Genomic DNA, 15,288 nt, shown 5'->3' with positions numbered 1-15,288 from the left:
CGGGGGATTTCGGTTAGCCTGTATATACAAGTTCATCGCACCATGACCCGCACCACTTCGCCCCGCTCCGCCAGCCCTTCCCGCCGCCCGGCTTCCAGCCCGGCGGCCGTGCCCGCCCTGGCGCTGTACGAGCAGGTGAAAGACTTCATCGTGCGCCGCATCCAGGACGGCAGCTGGCGCGCGGGCGACCGGCTGCCCTCCGAGCACGAGCTGGTGGCACAGTTCGGCATCTCGCGCATGACGGTGAACCGCGCGCTGCGTGAGTTGGTCGAGCAAGGCCGCATCGTGCGCGTGGCCGGCGTGGGCAGCTTCGTCGCCGAGGACAAGCCCCAGTCCACGCTGCTGCAGATCGCCAACCTGGCCAGCGAGATCCGCCAGCGCGGGCACGACTACCGCTGCGACGTGCTCGCCGCCCGGCGCGCCGCCGCCACGCTGGAGGTGGCTGCTGCGCTGGACCTGGGCACGGGAGCTTCCGTGTTCCACACGCAGTGCGTGCACCGCGAGAACGGCGTGCCGGTGCAGCTTGAAGACCGCCATGTGAACCCGGCCATGGCGCCCGACTTTCTGGCGCAGGACTTCGCCGCCGTGCCGCCCTCCGAATACCTGCTGCGCAGCGTGCCCTTCGACCAGGTGGAGCATGTGGTGGATGCCGTGCTGCCCACCCCCGAGCAGGCCGCGCTGCTGGAGATGCCGGCGCACGAGCCCTGCCTGCTGCTCACGCGCCGCACCTGGTCGCGCGGCGTGCCCGTGACCGTGGTGCGCTGCCTGCACCCGGCCTCGCGCTACCGGCTCGGCAGCCGCTTCCGCACCGACGGCCACCCGGTGGCTGGTTAAGCCTGATCGTTGGCCTTTTTTCTTTGACACCTACTTGTATAGACAGGACTGGCACCATGACCACCCCTCTCACCCTCGACCCCGGCCATGTCACGCTGGCGCAGCTGCGCCGCATTCACGCAGGCGCCGTGCCGCTGGCGCTCGACGCCTCGGCGCAGGCCGGCATGCGCGCCGCGCAGGCCACGGTGCAGCGCATCGTCGCTGAAGACCAGGTGGTCTACGGCATCAACACCGGCTTCGGCAAGCTGGCGAGCACGAAGATTGCCCACGAGCGCCTGGCCGAGCTGCAGCGCAACCTGGTGCTGTCGCACAGCGTGGGCACGGGCGAGGCGCTGCCCGACGGCGTGGTGCGCCTGGTGCTGGCGACCAAGGCCGTGAGCCTGGCGCGTGGGCATTCGGGCATCCGCCCCGAGATCGTCGATGCGCTGCTGGCGCTCGCCAACGCCAACGTGCTGCCGGTCATCCCGGCCAAGGGCTCGGTGGGCGCCTCGGGTGACCTGGCGCCGCTGGCGCACCTGGCCTGCGTGCTCATCGGCGAGGGCCAGGCCACGGTGAATGGCAAGGTGGTGCCGGGGCGCGAAGCCATGGCCGCCGTGGGCCTGCAGCCCTTCGTGCTCGGCCCCAAGGAAGGGCTGGCGCTGCTCAACGGCACGCAGGTGTCCACGGCGCTGGCGCTGGCCGGCCTGTTCGGTGCGGAAGACGTGTTCTGCGCCGCGCTGGTCGCCGGCGCGCTCTCGCTCGAAGCCATCAAGGGCTCGGTCAAGCCGTTCGACGCGCGCATCCACGCAGCGCGCGGCCAGGCCGGGCAGATCGCCGTGGCCGCCGCCGTGCGCGCGCTGCTCGACGGCAGCCAGATCGACCCCTCGCACCCGCACTGCGGCCGCGTGCAGGACCCGTATTCGATCCGCTGCATCCCCCAGGTCATGGGCGCCTGCCTGGACAACCTGCAGCACGCCGCGCGCGTGCTGCGCACCGAGGCCAATGCGGCGTCGGACAACCCACTGGTCTTCACCGACACCGGGGAGGTCATCTCGGGCGGCAACTTCCACGCCGAGCCCGTGGCCTTCGCGGCCGACATCATCGCGCTGGCCGTGGCCGAGATCGGGGCGATTTCGGAGCGCCGCCTGTCGCTGCTGCTCGACCCCGGCCTGTCGGGCCTGCCGGCCTTCCTGATCCTTGAGAGCGGCGTGAACTCGGGCTTCATGATCGCCCAGGTCACGGCCGCCGCCCTGGCCGCCGAGAACCAGTGTCTGGCCAACCCCAGCAGCGTGACCAGCCTGCCCACCTCGGCCAACCAGGAGGACCATGTCTCCATGGCCACCTACGGCGCGCGCCGCCTGCTCGATATGGTGCGCAACGCGGCGGTGATGGTGGGCATCGAGGCCATGTCGGCCGCGCAGGGCATGGAATTCGACCGTTCGCTGCCATCGTCCTCGCTGGTGGAAGAACAGTTCGCCGCCATCCGCCGCCGCGTCGCCTTCCTGGAGCAGGACCGCTACCTGGCGCCCGACATCGAAGCCATGCGCGCCTGGGCCCAGCAAAGCACCTGGCCCGCGCCGCTGCTGGCCTGCCTGCCCAGCCACACCGCCTGAACCCCCTTGGTTGCACACCCCCGGAGACTTGCCATGACCACCACCACCGACCCCCGCCACGATGCCTCCCGCGTGATCCGCGCCCCGCGCGGTAGCCAATTGCACTGCAAGAACTGGCTCACCGAGGCCGCCTACCGCATGCTGCAGAACAACCTCGACCCCGAGGTGGCCGAGCGCCCGCAGGACCTCGTGGTCTACGGCGGCATCGGCCGCGCCGCGCGCGACTGGGAGTGCTTCGACCAGATCCTGGTATCGCTCAAGGACCTCAACGACGATGAAACCCTGCTCGTGCAATCGGGCAAGCCCGTGGGCGTGTTCAAGACCCATGCCAACGCCCCGCGCGTGCTGATCGCCAACTCCAACCTCGTGCCCCAATGGGCCACCTGGGAGCACTTCAACGAACTCGACCGCAAGGGCCTGTTCATGTACGGCCAGATGACCGCCGGCAGCTGGATCTACATCGGCAGCCAGGGCATCGTGCAGGGCACCTTCGAGACCTTCGTCGAGGCCGGACGCCAGCACTACCACAACGACCTCTCGGGCAAGTGGATCCTGACCGCCGGCCTGGGCGGCATGGGCGGCGCCCAGCCCCTGGCCGCCACGCTGGCCGGCGCCGTCTCGCTGAACATCGAGTGCCAGCAAAGCAGCATCGACTTTCGCCTGCGCACCCGCTACGTGGACAAGCAGGCCCGCGACATCGACCATGCCATCGAGCTGATCAAGGAACACACCGGCAAGAAGGAAGCCGTCTCCATCGCCCTGCTGGGCAACGCCGCCGACATCCTGCCCGAGCTGGTGCGCCGCGCCCAGGCCGGGGGCATCAAACCCGACCTCGTCACCGACCAGACCAGCGCGCACGACCTCATCCACGGCTACCTGCCCAGCGGCTGGACCGTGCCGCAGTGGCAGGCCGCGCAGAAAGACCCCGCGCAGCATGGTTCGCTCAAGGCCGCCGCCGCCACAAGCTGCGCCGTCCATGTGCGGGCCATGCTCGACTTCCAGGCCATGGGCATCCCCACGGTGGACTACGGCAACAACATTCGCCAAGTCGCGTTCGATGAAGGCGTGCAGAACGCCTTCGACTTCCCCGGCTTCGTGCCTGCCTACATCCGCCCGCTGTTCTGCGAGGGCAAGGGGCCGTTTCGCTGGGTGGCCCTCTCGGGCGACCCCGAGGACATCTACAAGACCGACGCCAAGATCAAGGAGCTGTTCCCCGAGAACAAGCACACCCACCGCTGGCTGGACATGGCGCGCGAGCGCATCGCCTTTCAGGGCCTGCCCGCGCGCATCTGCTGGCTGGGCTTGGGCGAGCGCCACCTTGCGGGCCTCGCCTTCAACGAGATGGTGAAGAACGGCGAACTCAAGGCCCCGATCGTCATCGGCCGCGACCACCTGGACACCGGCAGCGTGGCCAGCCCCAACCGCGAGACCGAATCCATGAAGGACGGCACCGACGCCGTCTCCGACTGGCCGCTGCTCAACGCCCTGCTCAACACCGCCGGCGGCGCCACCTGGGTGAGCCTGCACCACGGCGGCGGCGTGGGCATGGGCTACAGCCAGCACTCGGGCATGGTCATCGTGGCCGACGGCACGGATGCGGCGGCTGAGCGCCTGGCGCGCGTGCTGGTGAACGACTGCGGTTCGGGCGTGATGCGCCATGCGGACGCGGGCTACGAGCTGGCCATCGCCACAGCGAAAAAGCAGGGGCTCAAGCTGCCCATGCTGCGTTGATCAGGGTTTTCCCTAGGGTTGTCAAATAGGCGGGCGCAGTCCCATTCAATGGGAAAAAGAATCTGGAAATTGGGACCGCATTCTTTGATACTGCCGCCATGTCAAAGACTGCGCCCCCTCCCGCCGTTCCCACCTCCGACCGTGTGTTGCAGGTGCTGGCCGTGCTGGCCCAGCACGGCCAGGCGCTGGCCGTGGCCGAGCTCATGGAGCGCACGGGCCTGGCGCGCAGCACGCTGTACCGCCAGTTGGCGCGGCTCAAGCGCTGGGGTTTCGTGCTGGAGAGCGACGGCCACTACGCGCCCGGTCCGCTGAGCCTGCAGCTCGCTCTGGGCTTCGATCTGGCGTCCCATCTGGTGCGCCAGGCGCGCCCCGGCATGGTCGAGCTGGCGCAGCAATCGCACGAGAGCGTGGGCCTGATCGTCGCCGTGAACGACAAGGCCATCTGCCTGGACATGGTGGAGAGCCAGCACTCGCTGCGCTGCTCGTTCGAGAAAGGGCGCAGCGTGCCCCTGCGCGCCGGGGCCTCGGCCAAGTGCGTGCTCGCCCACCTGCCCGAGGCCGCCCGCGCGGCGGTGCTCGACCGCGAATGGGGCCCGGGCACGGCCGAGCGCCAGGCGGCGCAGGACGAACTCGACGCCATCCGCCGCGCGGGCTTTGCCGTGAGCGCCGGTGAGGTCGATGCCGGCGTATGGGGCTGCAGCGTGCCGCTGTTCGATGCGTCGCGCCGCGCCGTCGGCGCCATCACGCTGATGGCCCCCATCCTGCGGGCGCAAGGGCAGGAGCCCGAGCTGATCCGCATGGTGGTGGTCGCTGCCGCCCGCATCGCGCGCCAGTGGGCGCCGTCCTGACGCCGCCGCCCCATGCCCCGCCACCGCACCCCCCAAAGTGTGACTTCCCTGAACCCCTGACCCCCCCCCACGGAGACCTTGCCATGACCACCACCCACCGCCGTCCCTTTCTGATTTCCACCCTGGCCGCGCTGGCGCTGAGCACGCTGGGCGCGCACGCCCAGGACAACGTGCTGCGCGTCGGCACGGACGCCACCTTCCCGCCCATGGAGTTCGTCGAGAACAACAAGCGCACGGGCTTTGACATCGAACTCGTCGAGGCCATCGGCAAGGCCATGGGCAAGCAGGTCGAGTGGGTGGACATCGACTTCAAGGGCCTGATCCCGGGCCTGATGTCCAAGCGCTTCGACATGGCCGTCTCGGCCATCTACATCACCGACGAGCGCCGCAAGGTCGTCGACTTCACCGAGCCCTACTACGCCGGCGGCCTGGTGGTGATGGTCAAGGACAACAACACCACCATCAAGAAGCTGGCCGACCTGGACGGCAAGAAAGTCTCCGTGCAGGTGGGCACCAAATCGGTGGGCTTTCTGACGCAGAACTACCCCAAGGTGCAGCGCGTCGAAGTCGAGAAGAACCAGGAGATGTTCAACCTGGTGGACATCGGCCGTGCCGACGCCGCCGTGACGGGCAAGCCCGCGGCCTACCAGTACGTGCGCACGCGCCCCGGCCTGCGCGTGCTGGAGGAGCAGCTCACCACCGAGGAATACGGCATGGCCCTGCGCAAGGACACGCCCGAGCTGACCAAGGCGGTCAACGCGGCGATTGCCAAGCTCAAGGCCGATGGCACCTATGCCGCCATCGTGAAAAAGTGGTTCAGCGGCAGCGCCGCCACCAAGTGATGCCTGGGATGGACTGATCCATGGAACTCGATTTTTCCCCCGTCTGGGCCGGATGGCCCCAGTTGCTGCAGGGCGCCGTGGTGACGGTTGAAGTCACCGCCGTCTCGCTGCTCATGGGTTGCGTGCTCGGTCTGCTGGCAGGCATCGGCCGCCTGAACCCGCGCAACCGGCTCGTCTACGGCGTGTGCACGGCCTATGTGGCGGCCATCCGCGGTACGCCGCTGCTGGTGCAGTTGTTCCTGCTGTTCTTCGGCCTGCCGCAACTGGGCATTCTGTTGCCCGCCTTCGTGTGCGGCGTGATCGGCCTGGGCATTTATTCCGGCGCCTATGTGTCCGAAATCGTGCGCGGCGCCATCCAGTCCATCGACAAGGGCCAGATGGAGGCAGCGCGCTCCATCGGCATGTCCTCGGGCATGGCCATGCGCACCGTGGTGCTGCCCCAGGCCATCGTGCGCATGATTCCGCCGCTGGGCAACGAGTTCATTGCCCTGATCAAGAACTCGGCCCTGGTCTCGCTGCTCACCATCCACGACCTCATGCACGAGGGGCAGAAGATCATCAGCGTGTCCTACCGCTCGCTGGAGGTCTACCTGGCGATTGCCGTGGTGTATTTCATTCTGACGGGCGCCACCACCCTGGCGCTGCGCCACATCGAGCTGCGCCTGCGCGCAGGGGGGATGGTCCAATGAAGGGACATACCGCAAGTTCCAGCACCGAACCCATGGTGCGCATCCGCGGCCTGCGCAAGGCCTATGGCGAGCATGTGGTGCTCAACGGCATCGACTTCGACGTGCAGCCCTCGCAGGTGGTCGTCGTCATCGGCCCCAGCGGCTCGGGCAAGAGCACCTTTCTGCGCTGCTGCAACGGCCTGGAAGAGCCCCAGGGCGGGCGCATCGACATCTGCGGGCGCACGCTGGTCAACGAGGGTCAGATGCTGCCCGAGCGCGAACTCAACGCCCTGCGCGAAGAAGTCGGCATGGTGTTCCAGTCCTTCAACCTGTTCCCGCATCTCTCGGTGCTCGACAACGTCACCCTGGGGCCGCGCAAGCTGCACAAGCAGCCGCAGGCCGAAGCCGAGGCCCAGGCGCGCGTGCTGCTGGAGAAAGTGGGCCTGGCGCACAAGGCGGACGCCATGCCGGCCAGCCTCTCGGGCGGGCAGAAGCAGCGCGTGGCCATCGCCCGCGCCCTGGCGATGAAGCCGCGCGTGATGCTGTTCGACGAGCCCACCTCGGCCCTGGACCCGGAACTCGTGGGCGAGGTGCTGCAGGTCATGAAGGTGCTGGCCCGCGAAGGCATGACCATGATGGTGGTCACGCACGAGATGGACTTCGCGCGCGAGGTGGGCGATGTGGTGGTGGTCATGGATGGCGGCGGCATCATCGAATCCGGCCCGCCCGCCACCATCTTCACCCAGCCGACCCAGGAGCGCACGCGCTCGTTCCTCCAGGCGGTGCTCACGCGCGCCTGAGCCTGCGCCAAGGACACGAATACGCCATGACGACGACACAAGCAGCGGCCTGGCAAGGCCGCATCGACGCCGAGGAAACCGGCCCCAGCCGGCGCTGGCACCAGCAGGTGCAGCCCTTCACCTGCGCCAGCCGGGGCGGCGTGGCCCTGATCGGCTTTGCCGTGGACGAGGGCGTGCGCCGCAACGGCGGCCGGGTCGGCGCTGCGCTGGGCCCCGAAGCCGCGCGCAAGGCCCTGGCCAACCTGCCCCTGCTGGGCGAGCCGGCGCTGTGGGACGCGGGCGACATCGCCTGCACCGCCGGCGACCTGGACGCCGCGCAGCAGGCGCTGGCGCAGCAGGTGGCCCAGGCCCTGGCGCAAGGCTGTCTGCCGCTGGTGCTGGGCGGCGGGCACGAGGTCGCCTGGGGGAGCTTCCAGGGCGTGGCGCAGGCGCGGCCGGACGCGCGCCGCATCCTCATCGTCAACCTGGACGCACATTTCGACCTGCGCCAGGCGCGGGAGGGCAACTCGGGCACGCCGTTCCGCCAGATCCAGGAATGGTGCGCCGCCCAGGGCCGGCCGTTCGACTACCGCGTGCTGGGCATCAGCCGCTATGCCAATACCCAGGCCCTGTTCGAGCGCGCCGATGCGCTGGGCGTGCGCTACTGGCTGGACGACGCCCTGCAGACCGAAGCCGGCCTGGCGCAGGCCCTGGCGGCGCTGGCGCAGGACCTGCAGGCCTGCGACGCCGTGTACCTCACCATCGACATCGACGTGCTGCCCGGCGCCGTCGCCCCCGGCGTATCGGCGCCCGCGCCGCTGGGCGTGCCGCTGTGGTGCGTGCAGGCCGTGGCCGACGCCGTGCTCGCCAGCGGCAAGCTGGTGGCCGCGGACCTGGCCGAATTCAACCCCACCTTCGACCGCGATGGCCTGACCGCCAAGGTGGTGGCCCGCCTGGCCGCCCGCCTGGCACGCGGCGCTTGAGGCCCGTGCAGCGCCTGGACCTGGCCGCCACCCCCGCCACGCCCTGGAAGAACGGCGGCGGCGCCACGCGCGCACTCGTGTGCTGGCCGCCCGGTGCCGCGCTGGAGGACTTCGGCTGGCGCGTGAGCGTGGCCACCCTGGCGGCCCCCGGGGCCTTCTCGCCCTTTCCCGGGGTGGACCGGCACATCATGCTGCTGCAGGGCCGGGGCGTGCACCTGCAGAGCAGCGACGGCAGCGTGGACCACTGGCTCGCGCGCCCCTGGGAGCCGTTCGCCTTCGCGGGCGAAGCGCCGGTGCAGTGCCGCCTCAGCGCCGGCGCGGCCGAGGACTTCAACCTCATGCTGCGGCGCGGCCAGTGGCGTGGCAGCCTGCGGGTGCTGCGCGCCGCCTGCGTGCCCGGCAGCACCGCGGCCGGCCTGTGCATGGTGCTGGCCGGGCGCTGGGAGCGCGCGGGCGAATGTTTTGCCCCGGGCCAGGGCCTGTGGTGGAGCGCCGCCCAGCCGGGCGCGCCGCTGTGCCCCGCGCCGGGTGCGGACGCCGCGCTGGCCTGGGTGGGCGTGGCCCCGCTGTTTTGAGTGAAATCGGCCTGCAGCGCTCTATGGACAAGCGTAAGCAGCTATCAATACAGGAGCAAATATGACGGCAATGCAAGCTCCGGGGCGCGCCAGCGCCGACGGCATCTGGCACAACCTGCGCCTGGCCGGCAGCCTGGCCGCGCCCGATGTGCCCGTCGCCGAGGGCGCGTGCGCCGCGCTGGTGGTGCAGGGCGGGCGCATCGCCTGGCTGGGCCCGCAGGAGGCGCTGCCCGCGGCCCATGGTGCGCTGCCGCGCCACGACGCCCAGGGCGCCTGGGCCACGCCCGGCCTGGTCGACTGCCACACCCACCTGGTGTACGGCGGCCAGCGCGCGCATGAATTCGCCCTGCGCCTGGACGGCGCGAGCTACGAGGAGGTGGCGCGCGCCGGGGGCGGCATCGTCTCCAGCGTGCGCGCCACGCGCGCGGCCAGCGAGGACGCGCTGTACGCCAGCGCCCTGCCACGCCTGCAGGCCCTGATGGCCGAGGGCGTGTGCGCCATCGAAATCAAGTCCGGCTACGGCCTGGCCTTGGAGCACGAGCGCAAGCAGCTGCGCGTGGCGCGCCGCCTGGGGGGCGCGCTGGGCATCACGGTGCGCACCACCTTCCTGGGGGCGCACGCTCTGCCGCCGGAATACGCCGGGCGCAGCCAGGACTACATCGACCTGGTGTGCCAGCAGATGCTGCCCCAGCTTGCCGAAGAAGGCCTGGTGGACGCGGTGGATGCGTTCTGCGAGCGCATCGCCTTCTCACTGGCCGAGACCGAACAGGTCTTCGCCGCCGCCCAGCGCCTGGGCCTGCCCGTCAAGCTGCACGCCGGGCAGCTCTCCGACATGGGCGGGGCGCAGCTTGCGGCGCGCTACCAGGCGCTGTCGTGCGACCACATCGAGCACCTCTCCCCGCAGGGCATTGCCGCCATGCAGGCAGCGGGCACCGTGGCCGTGCTGCTGCCCGGCGCCTACTACACCCTGCGCGACACGCACCTGCCGCCCATCGCGCAACTGCGCGCCGCGGGCGTGCCCATGGCCGTGTCCACCGACCACAATCCGGGCACCTCGCCCGCCCTCAGCCTGCTGCTCATGGCCAACATGGCGTGCACCCTGTTCCGCCTGACGGTGCCCGAGGCGCTGGCCGGCATCACCCGGCATGCAGCGCGGGCGCTGGGCCTGCAGGACACGCATGGCCTGCTGGCCGCGGGCCGCGCGGCCGACTTCGTGCTGTGGCCCGTGGACGAGCTGGCGGAGCTGGCCTACTGGCTGGGCCAGCGGCCGGCCTGCACCGTGGTGCGCCAGGGGCGCATCGCGCACGGCACGGGCGCCCCCTTGCCCTAGCAAGGGCGCAAGACCCCGCTGCGCTTGCGTCTTGGGGGGCTTTCCTACAATCCCACCCCATGCAAGCCCTCCACTACACCCGCGCCCAGCAGCTCCCCGCCATTCTTGAAAAGCGCATCGTCATCCTCGACGGCGCCATGGGCACCATGATCCAGCGTTTCAAGCTGGGCGAGGCGCAGTACCGGGGCGCGGGCTACACCGGGCCCGACGGCGCGGGCGATCGCTTCCAGGATTTTCCGCGCGACGTCAAGGGCAACAACGAGCTGCTCTCGCTCACGCGCCCCGACGTGATCCGCGACATCCACGAGCGCTACCTGGCGGCCGGCGCCGACCTCATCGAGACCAACACCTTCGGCGCGACCACGATCGCCCAGGACGACTACGGCATGGCCCATCTGGCGCGCGAGATGAACCTGCGCTCGGCGCAGCTCGCGCGCGCCGCCTGCGACAAGTTTTCCACCCCGGAGCACCCGCGTTTCGTCGCCGGCGCGCTCGGCCCCACGCCCAAGACGGCCAGCATCAGCCCCGACGTGAACGACCCCGGCGCGCGCAACATCACGTTCGAGCAGTTGCGCGCCGCCTACTTCGAGCAGGCCGAGGCATTGATCGAGGGCGGCGCCGACGTGCTGCTGGTCGAGACCATCTTCGACACGCTCAACGCCAAGGCCGCGCTGTTCGCTATTCAAGAAGTATTCGACAAGACGGGCGAGCGCCTGCCCGTCATCATCAGCGGCACCGTCACCGACGCCTCGGGCCGCATCCTCTCGGGCCAGACCGTCACGGCCTTCTGGCACAGCGTGCGCCATGCCCAGCCCCTGGCCGTGGGCCTGAACTGCGCGCTGGGCGCCGCCCTCATGCGTCCCTACCTCCAGGAGCTGGCCAAGGCTGCGCAGGGCACCTACATCAGCTGCTACCCCAACGCCGGCCTGCCCAACCCCATGAGCGACACCGGCTTCGACGAGACGCCCGAGGTCACCAGCCGCCTGGTGCACGAATTTGCCGCCGAAGGCCTGGTGAACATCGTCGGCGGCTGCTGCGGCACCACGCCCGAGCACATCGGCGCCATCGCCCGCGCCGTGGCGCCGGTGCGCGCCCGGCCGCTGTTCTACCCCGCAGCCGCCTGAAGCCGCCGCCGCATGGGGTGAAATGGGCCTGCAGGGCATGGCAGGCAAGCGCAAGCAGCTATTGAATGAATAGCAAGTAGCGGCTTGGGGGCGCCACCGGCCCGGCGCGGGCAAACGTTGCAGAATGCGGATGCCGCGCACCCCCCGTGCACGCGGCCCGCACCCGCATGCCGGCATGTCCGTGAACCTCGACCCACCCCGGGGCGCGCCGCCCGCCCTGGCCCTCGCGCTGGCGGAGGCCGCGCTGCAGCGCCAGGGCATGCTGCTGGGCGGCGAACGCGCGCCCGCTCCGCCGCCCGCCAGCCCGGGCCTGCCGCCCGGCGCCCCTGCCGCCGCCATGCCCCTGCCGTCCCCTGCGGCCCCCGGGCCCGCCGCAGCGCCCCCGCCTCCCGCGCAGGACGCGCTGCACCTCTCCCCCCAGGCGCGCAGCCACCTGGGCGCCGCTCCCGGGGCGTCCCAGGGCCATGCGCCGGCGGCGCCCCGGCCCCCTGCGCCCGCGGTGCCCGCGGTGCCCGCGGTGCCCGCGGTGCCCGCGGTGCCCGCGGTGCCCGGCAGGCCGGCGCCGCAGCCGGGCGCATCCGGCATGGCCGGCGCCGTTCCCGTGCGCGCGCCCTGGCCTGCCGCGGGCGTGGGCGCACCGCTGCGCCAACTGCTCTCCGCGCTGGTGCAGCAGCTCACGGCATCCGTGCAGCCGCAGCGCATGGGGGCCGCACAGCCCTGGCCTGCGGCGCTGCTGCCCCTGGTCGATGGCGCGCCGGATGCCCCCGGCCTGCCGCCCCTGCAGACCTGGCTGGTGGGCCAGGGCGTGGTGCAGACCGCCGCGGGCGCGCGCGCCTTCTCGCTCGCGCTGCGCGTGCCGGCGCCCTGGCTCCAGGCGCTGCCCGCCCCAGCGGCTGCAACCGCGGCCCCGCCGCCACTGGCGGGCGCGTTCACCGGCCCGCCGGCGGCCCTGGCCTCCGGCACCTGGGCGCTGGTGCTGCAGCCGCAAGGGCCCCAGGCGCCGCGCACCAGCGCGCTGCTCCAGCTCGACCTGCAGCCCCCGGGCCAGGGCGCGGCGGCGGCCACCGTCTATGGCCGCGAGCTGCTGCAGCCCCGGCAAGACCCCTGGCTGCACATGGCCCAGCTCCAGGCCAGCGGCCAGGCCCCGCGCGACACCGACGCCGCCCGCGACCGCGAGGCCGCGCTGTGCCACACCCCCGGCTGCCCCTACGCGGGGCGCGCAGCCTGCGAGCAGCCTTTTTGCCTGGCCTTGCGCACGGTCACGCCGGTGGCGGCGCGGGGCGGGCTGCCATGAAAAAACCCCTGGCGCCGATCGGACGCCAGGGGCCTTCTTCGCAGGAGGCCCGGCGGGGTGGGCCGGGCTCCGAAACGCGGGTCAGGGGGCCATCAGGGGTACAGGCCGCGCATTTCGCGCGCGTGCAGGATGCGCTTGCAGGCGACGATGAAGGTGGCCGTGCGCAGCGAGACCTTGTTCTCCTGCGCCACCTGCCAGACGGCGGCAAACGCCTCCTTCATGATGCGCACCAGGCGGGCGTTGATCTCGTCCTCGGTCCAGAAGAAGCTGGAGAAGTCCTGCACCCATTCGAAGTAGCTCACCGTCACGCCGCCGGCGTTGGCGATCACGTCGGGCAGCACCAGCACGCCCTTGTCGTTGAGGATGTCGTCGGCCTCGGGGGTGGTGGGGCCGTTGGCGCCCTCGATCACCATCCGCGCCTTGACCTTGCCGGCGTTGTCCTGGGTGAGCTGGCCTTCCAGCGCGGCGGGGATGAGGATGTCGCAGTCCACGCCCCAGAAATCGCCGTTCGCCATGGCCTCGGCCCCGGCAAAGCCGGCCACGCCGCCGGTTTGCTGCACATGCGCCTGCAGGGCGGCGGCGTCCAGGCCCCGGGCGTTGTAGATGCTGCCCGTGTGGTCCTGCACGGCCACGACCTTGGCACCGGCGTCGGCGAACAGGCGGCCGGCCGTGCCGCCCACGTTGCCAAAGCCCTGCACGGCCACGCGCGCGCCGGCGATCTGCATGCCAATGCGCTCTGCCGCTTCGCAGCCCACGGTGAACACGCCGCGGCCCGTGGCCTCCACGCGGCCCAGGGAGCCGCCCAGGTCCACCGGCTTGCCGGTGACCACGCCCGTGGCGGTGGCGCCCACGTTCATGGAGTAGGTGTCCATCATCCAGGCCATGATCTGGCCGTTGGTGTTCACATCGGGCGCCGGAATGTCCTTGGTGGGGCCGATGAGCAGGCCGATCTCGCTGGTGTAGCGGCGCGTGAGGCGTTCGAGCTCGGCGCGCGAGAGCTTCTTGGGATCGACGCGGATGCCGCCCTTGGCGCCGCCATAGGGCACGTTCACGGCGGCGTTCTTGATCGACATCCAGGCCGACAGGGCCATCACCTCCGACAGCGTCACGTCCTGGTGAAAGCGCACGCCGCCCTTGCCGGGGCCGCGGCTCAGGTTGTGCTGTACGCGGTAGCCCTCGAAGTGCGCGATGGTGCCGTCGTCCATCTCGATGGGCACGTCCACGATCAGGGCGCGCTTGGGGCGCTTCAGGGTCTCGACCCAGCGTGCCAGGCTGCCCAGGTAGGGCGTGACGCGGTCCACCTGCTGCAGGTAGATGCCCCAGGGACCGAGGTGCTGGGGGTCGAGGTAGGAGGGGAGGGGGTGGGTGATGTTGCCGGGCGTTCCGCTGGGATGCGACATGGCGGGTTTCCTCGTGGGATCAAGTCAAGCCGCAGAGAATATGCCCACCGTTTGCGCTTGTCCAAGGCCGGTGATTTGTGGGGTAATGCGCGCTTTGCATAACCGCGACGGTCTCTGCGCGGCTCGGCTACCATTGCGCTCCCATGTCTTCTCCACCGCCCATCCCCGGACTGCAGGGCCTGCGCCGCCGCGTGGTCTACGTCTCCATCTACGAACTCATCGCCATCGCCGTGGTCACCTGGGGGCTGGCGGGCTACACGGGCCAGGGCCTGGAGCATTCGGGCATCATGGCCGTGGCCTCGTCGGCCGTGGCCATCGCCTGGAACGTGTTCTTCAACACCCTGTTCGAGCGCTGGGAGGCGCGTCAGCGCGTGCGCGGGCGCAGCCTGCGCCGCCGCGTGGCGCATGCCGTGGGCTTCGAGGGCGGGCTGGTCGTCACGCTGGTGCCCATGTTCGCGTGGTGGTTCGGCATCAGCCTGTGGGAGGCGCTGGTCATGGACCTGGGCCTGATCGCCTTCTTCCTGTGCTACACCTTTGTCTTCAACTGGGGCTTCGACAAGGTGTTCGGCCTGCCCGCATCGGCGCTGGGCGCGCCGGCCGCTAGCTGACGGACTGTTCCAGCCGGGGATAGAACTCGGTGTTCTCGCGCTGCACGCGCTCGTGCAGTGCCTTCATCACGGTGTTGGCGTCCTGGCGGAATTTCTCGGGCTGGGCCGCAATCGCGTTGGCAAAGGTCCAGCGGGTGCAGAAATCCACGAAGGCACTGGTCAGGCCCTGCATCTCGTCCTGGTAGGTCTTGGCCAGGCGCACCAGGCGCTCGTCCTCCAGCTTGTGGATCTGCGGATACAGCACCCGGTCTTCGACCGACAGGTGCAGGTTCACCTTGGTGCGCAGGGCCATGATGCCCTGCGCGATGGCATCGGCGTTTTCCGGGATGCCGGCGTGCACATGCTTGCGCATCTGTGCAATGGTCTGCAGGATCTCCACATGCTGCTGCTTGAACCGGTCGAGATTCATCGGTTGTCTCCTGGTGGTGCGCCCATGCTGCGACGGTGGGGTCGCTGCCCGTGTGCGATGGCGTACAAAAAGATACCATTTTCCCGGTGTGCGCAGGGCTGCCGGGGTGGGGGAATCCCGGTCAGCGGCAGGGGCAGGGCCGCAGGTGCCGGGCGCCCGAGGGAAGGGCAGTAAAATTGCCGCCTTCCCAAGGAGCGTTGCAGCGGGCCCGTGCGTGGCCCGTCAGGCTTGGGCTGATCTTGTCAACGGCGCTCACCTGTCTTCTCTCCAA

At 70.5% G+C, this 15,288-nt stretch carries 15 protein-coding genes and 1 riboswitch; of the genes, 13 read left to right on the top strand and 2 right to left on the bottom strand.

Annotated features, from left to right (window positions below):
* Positions 1–42: 42 nt before the first annotated feature.
* The 12 genes from hutC (at position 43) to CGR01S_RS02055 (ending at position 12,600) form a co-directional block, all read left to right on the top strand.
* Entirely contained in the window at positions 43–834 is a 792-nt protein-coding gene (gene hutC, locus CGR01S_RS02110; RefSeq protein WP_042421920.1) for a histidine utilization transcriptional repressor HutC, read from the top strand.
* 56 nt (positions 835–890) lie between these two features.
* Positions 891–2,426 carry a histidine ammonia-lyase gene (gene hutH / locus CGR01S_RS02105; protein WP_042421918.1) on the top strand — a complete coding sequence of 512 codons (1,536 nt, stop codon included), beginning with the start codon at positions 891–893 and terminating at the stop codon, positions 2,424–2,426.
* 33 nt (positions 2,427–2,459) lie between these two features.
* The gene (gene hutU / locus CGR01S_RS02100; protein ID WP_042421915.1) at positions 2,460–4,157 is read left to right on the top strand and encodes a urocanate hydratase; all 1,698 of its coding nucleotides are present in this window, start codon (positions 2,460–2,462) and stop codon (positions 4,155–4,157) included.
* Between the two features lie 98 nt (positions 4,158–4,255).
* Positions 4,256–5,005, top strand: coding sequence for an IclR family transcriptional regulator (locus CGR01S_RS02095; RefSeq protein ID WP_174435679.1), 750 nt, complete (start codon positions 4,256–4,258; stop codon positions 5,003–5,005).
* Positions 5,006–5,088: 83 nt separating this feature from the next.
* The gene (locus tag CGR01S_RS02090; RefSeq protein WP_042421910.1) at positions 5,089–5,847 is read left to right on the top strand and encodes a glutamine ABC transporter substrate-binding protein; all 759 of its coding nucleotides are present in this window, start codon (positions 5,089–5,091) and stop codon (positions 5,845–5,847) included.
* Between the two features lie 20 nt (positions 5,848–5,867).
* A complete protein-coding gene (locus tag CGR01S_RS02085; protein ID WP_042421907.1) occupies positions 5,868–6,536 on the top strand; it encodes an amino acid ABC transporter permease in 669 nt (222 codons plus the stop codon).
* A complete protein-coding gene (locus CGR01S_RS02080; protein ID WP_042421905.1) occupies positions 6,533–7,315 on the top strand; it encodes an amino acid ABC transporter ATP-binding protein in 783 nt (260 codons plus the stop codon). The genes CGR01S_RS02085 and CGR01S_RS02080 overlap by 4 nt, the downstream gene beginning before the upstream one ends.
* Before the next feature lie 26 nt (positions 7,316–7,341).
* Entirely contained in the window at positions 7,342–8,277 is a 936-nt protein-coding gene (hutG, locus tag CGR01S_RS02075) for a formimidoylglutamase (protein ID WP_042421903.1), read from the top strand.
* A gap of 5 nt (positions 8,278–8,282) precedes the next feature.
* A complete protein-coding gene (locus CGR01S_RS02070) occupies positions 8,283–8,852 on the top strand; it encodes a HutD/Ves family protein (protein ID WP_042421901.1) in 570 nt (189 codons plus the stop codon).
* A gap of 61 nt (positions 8,853–8,913) precedes the next feature.
* Entirely contained in the window at positions 8,914–10,182 is a 1,269-nt protein-coding gene (gene hutI, locus CGR01S_RS02065) for an imidazolonepropionase (protein ID WP_042421899.1), read from the top strand.
* 59 nt (positions 10,183–10,241) lie between these two features.
* The gene (locus CGR01S_RS02060; RefSeq protein WP_042421896.1) at positions 10,242–11,306 is read left to right on the top strand and encodes a homocysteine S-methyltransferase family protein; all 1,065 of its coding nucleotides are present in this window, start codon (positions 10,242–10,244) and stop codon (positions 11,304–11,306) included.
* Positions 11,307–11,436: 130 nt separating this feature from the next.
* Complete coding sequence (locus tag CGR01S_RS02055; protein ID WP_245616739.1) at positions 11,437–12,600, top strand: hypothetical protein; 1,164 nt, start codon at positions 11,437–11,439, stop codon at positions 12,598–12,600.
* A 92-nt stretch (positions 12,601–12,692) separates the two neighbouring features.
* Here the strand turns inward: CGR01S_RS02055 and CGR01S_RS02050 are convergent, their stop codons facing one another.
* Positions 12,693–14,000 (bottom strand): Glu/Leu/Phe/Val family dehydrogenase, encoded by a 1,308-nt coding sequence (locus CGR01S_RS02050; RefSeq protein ID WP_042421894.1) that lies wholly within the window; start codon positions 13,998–14,000, stop codon positions 12,693–12,695.
* Positions 14,001–14,143: 143 nt separating this feature from the next.
* Here CGR01S_RS02050 and CGR01S_RS02045 point away from each other — a divergent pair, with 143 nt between their 5' ends.
* Positions 14,144–14,608: a PACE efflux transporter gene (locus tag CGR01S_RS02045; RefSeq protein ID WP_156967483.1), complete on the top strand. Its 465-nt coding sequence runs from the start codon at positions 14,144–14,146 to the stop codon at positions 14,606–14,608.
* Here CGR01S_RS02045 and CGR01S_RS02040 read toward each other — a convergent pair.
* Positions 14,601–15,017 (bottom strand): hemerythrin domain-containing protein, encoded by a 417-nt coding sequence (locus tag CGR01S_RS02040; protein WP_042421892.1) that lies wholly within the window; start codon positions 15,015–15,017, stop codon positions 14,601–14,603. The genes CGR01S_RS02045 and CGR01S_RS02040 overlap by 8 nt on opposite strands.
* A gap of 183 nt (positions 15,018–15,200) precedes the next feature.
* Positions 15,201–15,278: riboswitch (S-adenosyl-L-homocysteine riboswitch) on the top strand.
* The last annotated feature ends 10 nt before the right edge of the window (positions 15,279–15,288 follow it).

This window comes from Comamonas granuli NBRC 101663 (assembly GCF_000739995.1).
GTDB classification, from domain to species: domain Bacteria; phylum Pseudomonadota; class Gammaproteobacteria; order Burkholderiales; family Burkholderiaceae_C; genus Simplicispira; species Simplicispira granuli.
The sequence above is the reverse complement of the archived record's forward strand: the minus strand, read 5'-3'. Positions and strand labels throughout refer to the sequence as shown.

Excerpts from the sequence above, each read along its gene's own strand:
- hutC (WP_042421920.1), top strand. The coding sequence starts at position 43 with ATGACCCGCACCACTTCGCCCCGCTCCGCCAGCCCTTCCCGCCGCCCG.
- hutH (WP_042421918.1), top strand. The coding sequence starts at position 891 with ATGACCACCCCTCTCACCCTCGACCCCGGCCATGTCACGCTGGCGCAG.
- hutU (WP_042421915.1), top strand. The coding sequence starts at position 2,460 with ATGACCACCACCACCGACCCCCGCCACGATGCCTCCCGCGTGATCCGC.
- CGR01S_RS02095 (WP_174435679.1), top strand. The coding sequence starts at position 4,256 with ATGTCAAAGACTGCGCCCCCTCCCGCCGTTCCCACCTCCGACCGTGTG.
- CGR01S_RS02090 (WP_042421910.1), top strand. The coding sequence starts at position 5,089 with ATGACCACCACCCACCGCCGTCCCTTTCTGATTTCCACCCTGGCCGCG.
- CGR01S_RS02085 (WP_042421907.1), top strand. The coding sequence starts at position 5,868 with ATGGAACTCGATTTTTCCCCCGTCTGGGCCGGATGGCCCCAGTTGCTG.
- CGR01S_RS02080 (WP_042421905.1), top strand. The coding sequence starts at position 6,533 with ATGAAGGGACATACCGCAAGTTCCAGCACCGAACCCATGGTGCGCATC.
- hutG (WP_042421903.1), top strand. The coding sequence starts at position 7,342 with ATGACGACGACACAAGCAGCGGCCTGGCAAGGCCGCATCGACGCCGAG.
- hutI (WP_042421899.1), top strand. The coding sequence starts at position 8,914 with ATGACGGCAATGCAAGCTCCGGGGCGCGCCAGCGCCGACGGCATCTGG.
- CGR01S_RS02060 (WP_042421896.1), top strand. The coding sequence starts at position 10,242 with ATGCAAGCCCTCCACTACACCCGCGCCCAGCAGCTCCCCGCCATTCTT.
- CGR01S_RS02055 (WP_245616739.1), top strand. The coding sequence starts at position 11,437 with ATGCCGCGCACCCCCCGTGCACGCGGCCCGCACCCGCATGCCGGCATG.
- CGR01S_RS02050 (WP_042421894.1), bottom strand. The coding sequence starts at position 14,000 with ATGTCGCATCCCAGCGGAACGCCCGGCAACATCACCCACCCCCTCCCC.
- CGR01S_RS02045 (WP_156967483.1), top strand. The coding sequence starts at position 14,144 with ATGTCTTCTCCACCGCCCATCCCCGGACTGCAGGGCCTGCGCCGCCGC.
- CGR01S_RS02040 (WP_042421892.1), bottom strand. The coding sequence starts at position 15,017 with ATGAATCTCGACCGGTTCAAGCAGCAGCATGTGGAGATCCTGCAGACC.